Source organism: Psychrobacter sp. FME13, assembly GCF_014861395.1.
Lineage (GTDB): Bacteria > Pseudomonadota > Gammaproteobacteria > Pseudomonadales > Moraxellaceae > Psychrobacter.
Genome location: NZ_RRYV01000163.1, coordinates 1 through 6,992, shown reverse-complemented (window position 1 = coordinate 6,992; position 6,992 = coordinate 1). Strand labels below are relative to the sequence as shown.

Genomic DNA, 6,992 nt, shown 5'->3' with positions numbered 1-6,992 from the left:
GGGTAATAACTGTCGCCTTAGACACCGATTAAGACGAGCGGTTAGAAAAACCTGTTGTTTCTCTAAGAAGCTCGATAATCACTTCAAAGTGTTTGATATGGTGTTCTTTTACATCAATTATGGCTACGTCTGATGCCAGCATACTTTTTAGAACACCACCAATAAAAATACTTCAGAAAAACCACTTCTTCGTATTTATTTTATTATATATAAAGAAAAACTACATAGTTATTCATTATTTCTTACAAAAAACCATGTTGACTTTAAGGGTATAGTTAAAGAAGTTTAAAACGAGTATCAAATAAGCGGTTATAAGGTGCCTTGTATACGAAACGATTTTGGAGAGACTCATCATCTTTTTTAAACTTAGGCATCACCCGGATTTAGGAATAATGATACAAAAAAACCACCTAAGTTTAGGTGGTCATCTTTTTGCATATCTTTATCAAAAACATAAATAAGCTTATGCATTCATATAGTTAGTAGACCTTAAATGTCAAAACAAATAATCCTATCAGTCACTAAAACTGCGCTCAATACAATGCGTTTGTAAGCGATCTATTTAAGCTTTTTTCACCACCGATGACTTGAGCTTCATCGGGCCGTAGCCATCCAATTTACAATCAATATCATGGCCATCAGTCGCATCTGGTAACAGGCGAATACTCTTGGCTTTGGTGCCTACTTTAATGACAGTTGAAGAGCCTTTTACTTTTAGGTCTTTGATCACGGTTACCGCGTCGCCGTCCTGCAGCTCATTGCCAACTGCATCACGAATGACTGCCTCTTGTTCTTCAGCTTGCTCCGCATCAGTCTCTGCTGCTGTCCATTCATGAGCACACATAGGACATACCAGTAACGCACCATCTTCATAAGTATATTCAGCATCACATTTAGGGCAATTGGGTAAGCTCATAATTTCCTCGATAGCCATTATAAATTAAGTTTATTGCAAAGGCCTTATTGTACCGTAACTCACCTATTTTCACCAACTTGTACGCTTGAAAACTGCGCTCAGCACCCAACTTATACCTTAACTGACCACTTAGCGCTGACGTTTTTTATGACGGTAGTTTTTGTGGTACTCTTCTTAGTCTCATTTACATTTACGCAGACAGTTTTTTATCAAAAAAATCAACACTGACGTCTTTAATGAATAAATTGACATTAAAAGGATAATAACAATGGGTCATGTTTCTATACCGCAGTTTCAACAAATTAGCATTGTAGGCGCAGACGCCGAAAAGTTTTTACAAGGACAGCTTACGTGTGATGTGACTAAGCTGGGGCTGAGTTACCAAGCAGCCGCTATTTGCAACTTAAAAGGCCGTATTGAGTTTGGTATTTGGATTAAAAAACAAGCCGAGCAACATTTTGATGTGGTGATCAGTGCTGACTGTACAGACTCGCTACTTGTCCACCTCAAAAAGTTTGGCGCTTTTTCCAAATTTGATACCAGCGCGCCAATTTTAATTTACCCTTGTATGCTCGCTGATGAACCAACCTTTAGCCATGACGATACGCACAATACCGAACAGGATACGCAAGCATGGATGCAATGTAGCATTGCTACTGGCAATTATTGGATAGTTGCCGCCACCCAAGGCGAGTTTCAGCCACAAGAATTGCGCTTGCATCAGCGCGGCGGTATGGACTACGACAAAGGCTGTTACTTAGGTCAAGAGGTGATTGCGCGTATTTATTTTAAATCTGCACCTAAGGCATTTTTGCATTACGTACAAGGCGAAGATGTACTACCCAGTGCAGGTGACAAGCTAAATAAAATCCAAGTTGTAAATGCCATTGCAACCGACCACGGTTTTGAAGCATTGGTGGTTGCACGTCCAGAACACCTTGCCGACAGCGCACTAACCACGCTCAACTTGCCAGCCGCCTTACAAGCAGATGTTGCCCGCGCTAAGTAAGGTGGCGTATCATCAATAAACACCCCTAATTATTTTACTATTTTAGGGTCTATTGAACATCCAAATGTGGTGCAATTTGAGCAATCATCAGCCCTAATATTTGAATAATTAACAGATTCTATAGTCACGGCAGAAAATCCTATGACACATATTGCAGTACTAGGAGCAGGCGTGGTCGGTGTGACCACCGCATGGTATCTTCGTCAAGCAGGTTATGATGTGACTGTGATTGAACGCGAACCGGCAGCAGGCTTACAAACTTCATTTGCCAATGGCGGTCAAATATCGGTATCACACGCCACGCCGTGGGCCAACCCTGCTACCCCAAAAAAAGCACTAAAATGGCTTTTTAAAGAAGACGCGCCACTACTTTATCGCCTGCGGGCTGATAAGGCGCAGCTCAAATGGGCCATGCAGTTTTTACAAGAATGCCGCGCCGATAAAGCCGATGCTAACCTTGTGCAAATGGTTCGCTTAGGGCTATATTCTAGAGGTGCGTTACAGCAACTACGCGCCGATATCGGTATTAATTACGAGCAACAGACGCGCGGTATTATGCATTTTTATACCAGCCAAGCCGAATTTGATGCTGCGATTAAACCCACAGAGCGTATGCAAGCACTTGGCTGCGAACGCCATGTCATTGATATCAATAACGCTGTGAGCTTGGAACCAGCACTATCTCCTATTGCGCATAAACTGACTGGCGCAACCTATACCAGCCGTGATGAGTCAGGCAATGCACATCTATTTACTCAGCGGTTGGCACAGCACTGCATGGATGCTGGCGTGCATTTTATGTACGATACCGAAATTCTAGCGCTCAATACCGATAGCGAAGCCAAAACCCCGCACGTGCATAGTGTTACTATCCGTCCAACAGGCGAAAATGCACAAACCTTCACAGCAGACAACTATGTATTGGCACTGGGCAGTTATAGCGTCAGCTTATTAAAACCGCTGGGTATTCATGTGCCAATTTTTCCGGCAAAAGGCTACTCTGCCACTTATACTGTAAATCCACGTGCGCCGCATTTAGCACCTTTTGTGAGCTTAATTGATGATGAGTTCAAACTGGTGGCCTCGCGGTTAGGAGATAAATTGCGTGTGGCTGGTACTGCAGAATTTAATGGCTACAACCTAGACTTAAATACCACACGCTGCGAGGCCATTACCCGCCGCGTACAGCAGTTATTCCCTAAAGGTATTATTGCCAATTCTGTGCAATATTGGACAGGATTAAGACCGATGACCCCCTCAAACGTACCGCTGATTGGTCGTGCACACTGCGGTCAAGTCAGACATGGTAGTCATAACGCTTCAGCCACGTTTGATAATTTATGGCTTAATACTGGTCATGGTACATTAGGTTGGACGCATTCTTGTGGCTCTGCAAAAGCCGTCAGCTTATTGATACAAGGCGAAAAGCCTAACGTTGATTTTGACTTTGTGGGTATGAGTGTTTAATCAGAATATCAATATATTAAAACCTGTTAAACACTCACAAATACGCCCTAAGCTATCCTGCTATCTATCAAGTTTTATGATGCAGTAGCCAATGCGATATCTACAACTGAGTCCAGTGCTTCTAATTGTACCGGCACACCATTCACGGCCGCATTGCCACTTAACTGATCAATCAAAGTGTCATCAGTTAAATCGTTAACGCTGACTCCTGCATGTGCTTGAGCAATTTGCTGCTTAACGCCTTTTCGGCCGTGACCAAAACCATGTGGGATACTCACCACCCCTGCCATTAGCTCGTCGGTTACTTCTGCTGCAATGACGATGCTACCCACACGCGAGGTCACTCTGACGTTTTGACCATTGATAATGCCATGCTGCTCTGCCGTTTTTGGATGCAGCATTAACGTACAACGAGATTTGCCTTTTACCAATCGATGGCTATTATGTAACCACGAATTGTTGCTGCGTACATGCCGACGCCCAATCAATAGAATCTCATCTTCATTGTACTGCTGTACCATCTCACGCACGCGCGCCAAATCCGCCTGATAAAAATCCACATGTAAATGAATCTGTTTATCAGCATGTTTAATAGCCTCTGGTAACATGCTATGTAATGGGCCTAAATCAATGCCGTGTGGGTTTGCTAGCAATGTCTCTATCGTGACCGCTTCTCTGTGAGGACCGTATTTTAAACCCTGCTCTAATAGAATTTTTGGTCCGAATGCTTTTGTCGCTGCACGCTCTTTTTGGGTGGCCTCTGGTGCGTCTTTGTCCAGGCGATCGGCCAATTCTAAATAAATCTCCCAGTCATGCATTGCATTGTCTTTTCTGTCGAACAAGGCCGGTGAATATTTAGCCACGTTATGCACCGCAAAACCGTTAAACGTGATGTCGTAATGATCGCGTTCTAATGGCGATACTGGTGGCAAAATAATATTGGCATGACGACTGGTTTCTGTCACAAAATAATCAAGTGAGACCATAAACTCTAATTGTGATAAAGCTTTGTCCAATTTTTCACCATTTGGCGTGCTGATAACAGGGTTTCCAGCAACCATCATAAAACCTTTTAACTGCCCCTCACCTGCTACTAGCATCTCATCTGCCATGGCAACGACTGGATACTCACCATTAAAATCAGGTAAGTGACTCACGCGGCTGTGACGTTTGCCCAAATAACCTGGGCCTGAGCTGTTCACCACATCGATGGCAGGGTTAGGGAACATTGCACCGCCCACTTCATCTAGGCGGCCAGTCACAATATTAATAACCATCGATAGATACTGACTCAACAAGCCAAACTCTTGCACCGAAATACCCATACGGCCATAACAGACTGAGCTTTCGGCCTCGCAAAACTCTTTGACCATACGTTTGATTTCAGGCGCAGCGATACCGGTAATATCGGCGACCGACTCAGGCGTATATTCTTTGGCAAACATGGCAATACGATCAATTTCTGGTGCTAGCGTGGCGGCTTTACTATCCAATTTTGCATAGCCTTGTGCATAAATTTCGTTCAACATGGCTAGTAACAGCAGCACATCCGTGGCGGGTCGGATAAAGTGATGTTCGCTAGCAATGTCGGCGGTTTCGGTGCGTCTTGGGTCAATCACCACCACTTTGCCATCACGGGCTTTGATATCTTTTAGCTTTTGGCGCATGTTTGGTGCGGTCATGATACTGCCATTAGAGGCCAGCGGATTGCCTCCAATAATAAGCATATATTGGGTATGATTCACATCCGGTATAGGAATACGTAGCATATGACCGAATAGGTGCATACTGACGATATGGTGTGGCAATTGATCGATTGAGGTTGCGGAAAAACGACTTCGGGTTTTTAAACTGGTGAGTAACTGTTTGATGGTCAGCATTCCACCCATATTGTGTACGTTAGGGTTACCTAGATAAACACCCAACGCATTTTGACCATATTTTTGCTGGATAGATTGAATACCTGCAGCAACTTTATCCAATGCTTCTGGCCAACTAATAGGTTTCCAACCGTCTGCCGTTCTCTCTACAGGCTGCCGCAAACGGTCAGGATCTTCATGCAAATCTTGCAAGGCAGTAGCTTTCGGACAAATATAGCCTTGCGAAAACGGGTCGTTTTTATCCCCTTTAATCGACAAGACTTTTTCGCCATCATGTTTTATCTCGACACCGCACATCGCTTCGCACAAGGTACAGGTTCTAAAATGTAGTTGTTCATTGACTGTGTTTGATGTAGCTACTGTTGTAGTCATAATCACGCTTCCTTTTGTGTTTTACTGACTCTGGTTTTACGATGACTGTTGTTACTTATCTTCATTCCTTGTCATCACTAAATGTTCTCACTACTAACTGCGCCTGCCTCCTTGTAAAAAATGGGCGAACAGCGCATCAAAGCTTGCTTTCAACGCGGCAATTGCCTGTGGTCTGGAATAGCGCTGCTGATGACAGCCTAGTATTAACTCGTGTACCTGTGCGCTTGCGATATCGACACAAAGATTGACCTCGGTACGCTCAAAAGAACGACCAGATAACTGCAAGCCTTGAATAAATATTTCTGCCCACTCCTCTTGTATGTCGGTGACCAAATTCCCTAGTCCGTTTTTTAACGCTGATGGGCTTTTTATACTGGCCTCTAGCCGCGGGCGGTCTTCTAGTAAGTGCTGAAACAATGCAATGTTTTGGAACGCAGAATCAAAAATCATCATCAAACAGCGCTCACACTGTTGATTAAAGTGATCTGTGTTTAATACATCATAGTTTTTGAGCATGTCTATCCATGCCAAACGCATAGGTGATAAATAGCTGTCTTTTAGCTGAGCGCTCAACTCGTTCTGTAGGGCATCAAGACTGTCAAAATGATTGTAAAAACTAGGCTGGGCAATGCCAGCGCCTTTGGCAATTTTATTCATACTCATGCCCTGAGCACCTTCTGAGCTGTATAGCCGTAGCGCGCTTTTTAGCAATGCCCGTCGCGTTTTGGCTTTGGCCAGATCGCGTTTGGACACTATCGGTGCGGTTAAATGTGCAGTAGCATTCACAACAAACATATCCTTATCTAAGGTGAACATACATCAGCCGCTTATCTTTAAGGTGAGTACATCCAAAAATATTTACGATACTGAAAATATTATAGTGGACTGACTGTATTGGGCGATATCTCAACTATAAGGTTATAGTTATTATCCTGATAAGTCTATAGCCAAAATCGTGGCAATCTTTTTAGATTGGTTATCACCCTGCATCATCCATAGAACAAGCGCTTAGAAAAATCAGCAGAAATTATTATCGAGAGGTTATTAGATAAAAAGAGAGATAGCAGCTGCATATTGTCTAAAAATAATTGCTACCAGTAGAGCATTTGAATGTTCAACAGATCCTAGTATTTTACGAAGCACTAGACTGATAACAGTTACTAACTACCATTCAAACTTAGGGATTTTTGACATAACCATGGTACAAGTAACATAGCCATTTCATTAATTGTAATTAAGCAACACTACCCCACTCTCAACTTCGAAAGTGATTGAAAAAAGAAGAGCACCTCACTAATCTATTGTTTTCGACCAAGAATACAATGGAGTTGTGAGATGCCCATAGACG

5 protein-coding genes and 1 pseudogene are annotated in these 6,992 nt (G+C 43.1%); 3 read left to right on the top strand and 3 right to left on the bottom strand.

Annotated elements, in window-relative coordinates:
* Positions 1 to 133: pseudogene (locus tag EI164_RS13705) on the top strand (IS1 family transposase); the annotation flags it as partial.
* Between the two features lie 429 nt (positions 134 to 562).
* Here EI164_RS13705 and EI164_RS13700 read toward each other — a convergent pair.
* Positions 563 to 916 (bottom strand): zinc ribbon domain-containing protein YjdM, encoded by a 354-nt coding sequence (locus EI164_RS13700; protein ID WP_225739304.1) that lies wholly within the window; start codon positions 914 to 916, stop codon positions 563 to 565.
* A gap of 268 nt (positions 917 to 1,184) precedes the next feature.
* Here EI164_RS13700 and EI164_RS13695 point away from each other — a divergent pair, with 268 nt between their 5' ends.
* On the top strand, positions 1,185 to 1,925 hold the full coding sequence (locus EI164_RS13695) for a YgfZ/GcvT domain-containing protein (RefSeq protein ID WP_192520488.1): 741 nt from the start codon (positions 1,185 to 1,187) through the stop codon (positions 1,923 to 1,925).
* 141 nt (positions 1,926 to 2,066) lie between these two features.
* The gene (locus tag EI164_RS13690) at positions 2,067 to 3,392 is read left to right on the top strand and encodes a D-amino acid dehydrogenase (RefSeq protein ID WP_192520487.1); all 1,326 of its coding nucleotides are present in this window, start codon (positions 2,067 to 2,069) and stop codon (positions 3,390 to 3,392) included.
* Positions 3,393 to 3,466: 74 nt separating this feature from the next.
* On the opposite strand, the gene EI164_RS13685 is transcribed toward EI164_RS13690, so the two are convergent.
* Positions 3,467 to 5,644: a molybdopterin oxidoreductase family protein gene (locus EI164_RS13685; RefSeq protein WP_192520486.1), complete on the bottom strand. Its 2,178-nt coding sequence runs from the start codon at positions 5,642 to 5,644 to the stop codon at positions 3,467 to 3,469.
* A 93-nt stretch (positions 5,645 to 5,737) separates the two neighbouring features.
* Positions 5,738 to 6,430: a TetR family transcriptional regulator gene (locus EI164_RS13680; protein WP_192520485.1), complete on the bottom strand. Its 693-nt coding sequence runs from the start codon at positions 6,428 to 6,430 to the stop codon at positions 5,738 to 5,740.
* Positions 6,431 to 6,992: the final 562 nt, after the last annotated feature.

What these genes read in the sequence shown, in the direction of transcription:
- EI164_RS13700 (WP_225739304.1), bottom strand. Translation starts at nt 916, where the DNA reads ATGAGCTTACCCAATTGCCCTAAATGTGATGCTGAATATACTTATGAA.
- EI164_RS13695 (WP_192520488.1), top strand. Translation starts at nt 1,185, where the DNA reads ATGGGTCATGTTTCTATACCGCAGTTTCAACAAATTAGCATTGTAGGC.
- EI164_RS13690 (WP_192520487.1), top strand. Translation starts at nt 2,067, where the DNA reads ATGACACATATTGCAGTACTAGGAGCAGGCGTGGTCGGTGTGACCACC.
- EI164_RS13685 (WP_192520486.1), bottom strand. Translation starts at nt 5,644, where the DNA reads ATGACTACAACAGTAGCTACATCAAACACAGTCAATGAACAACTACAT.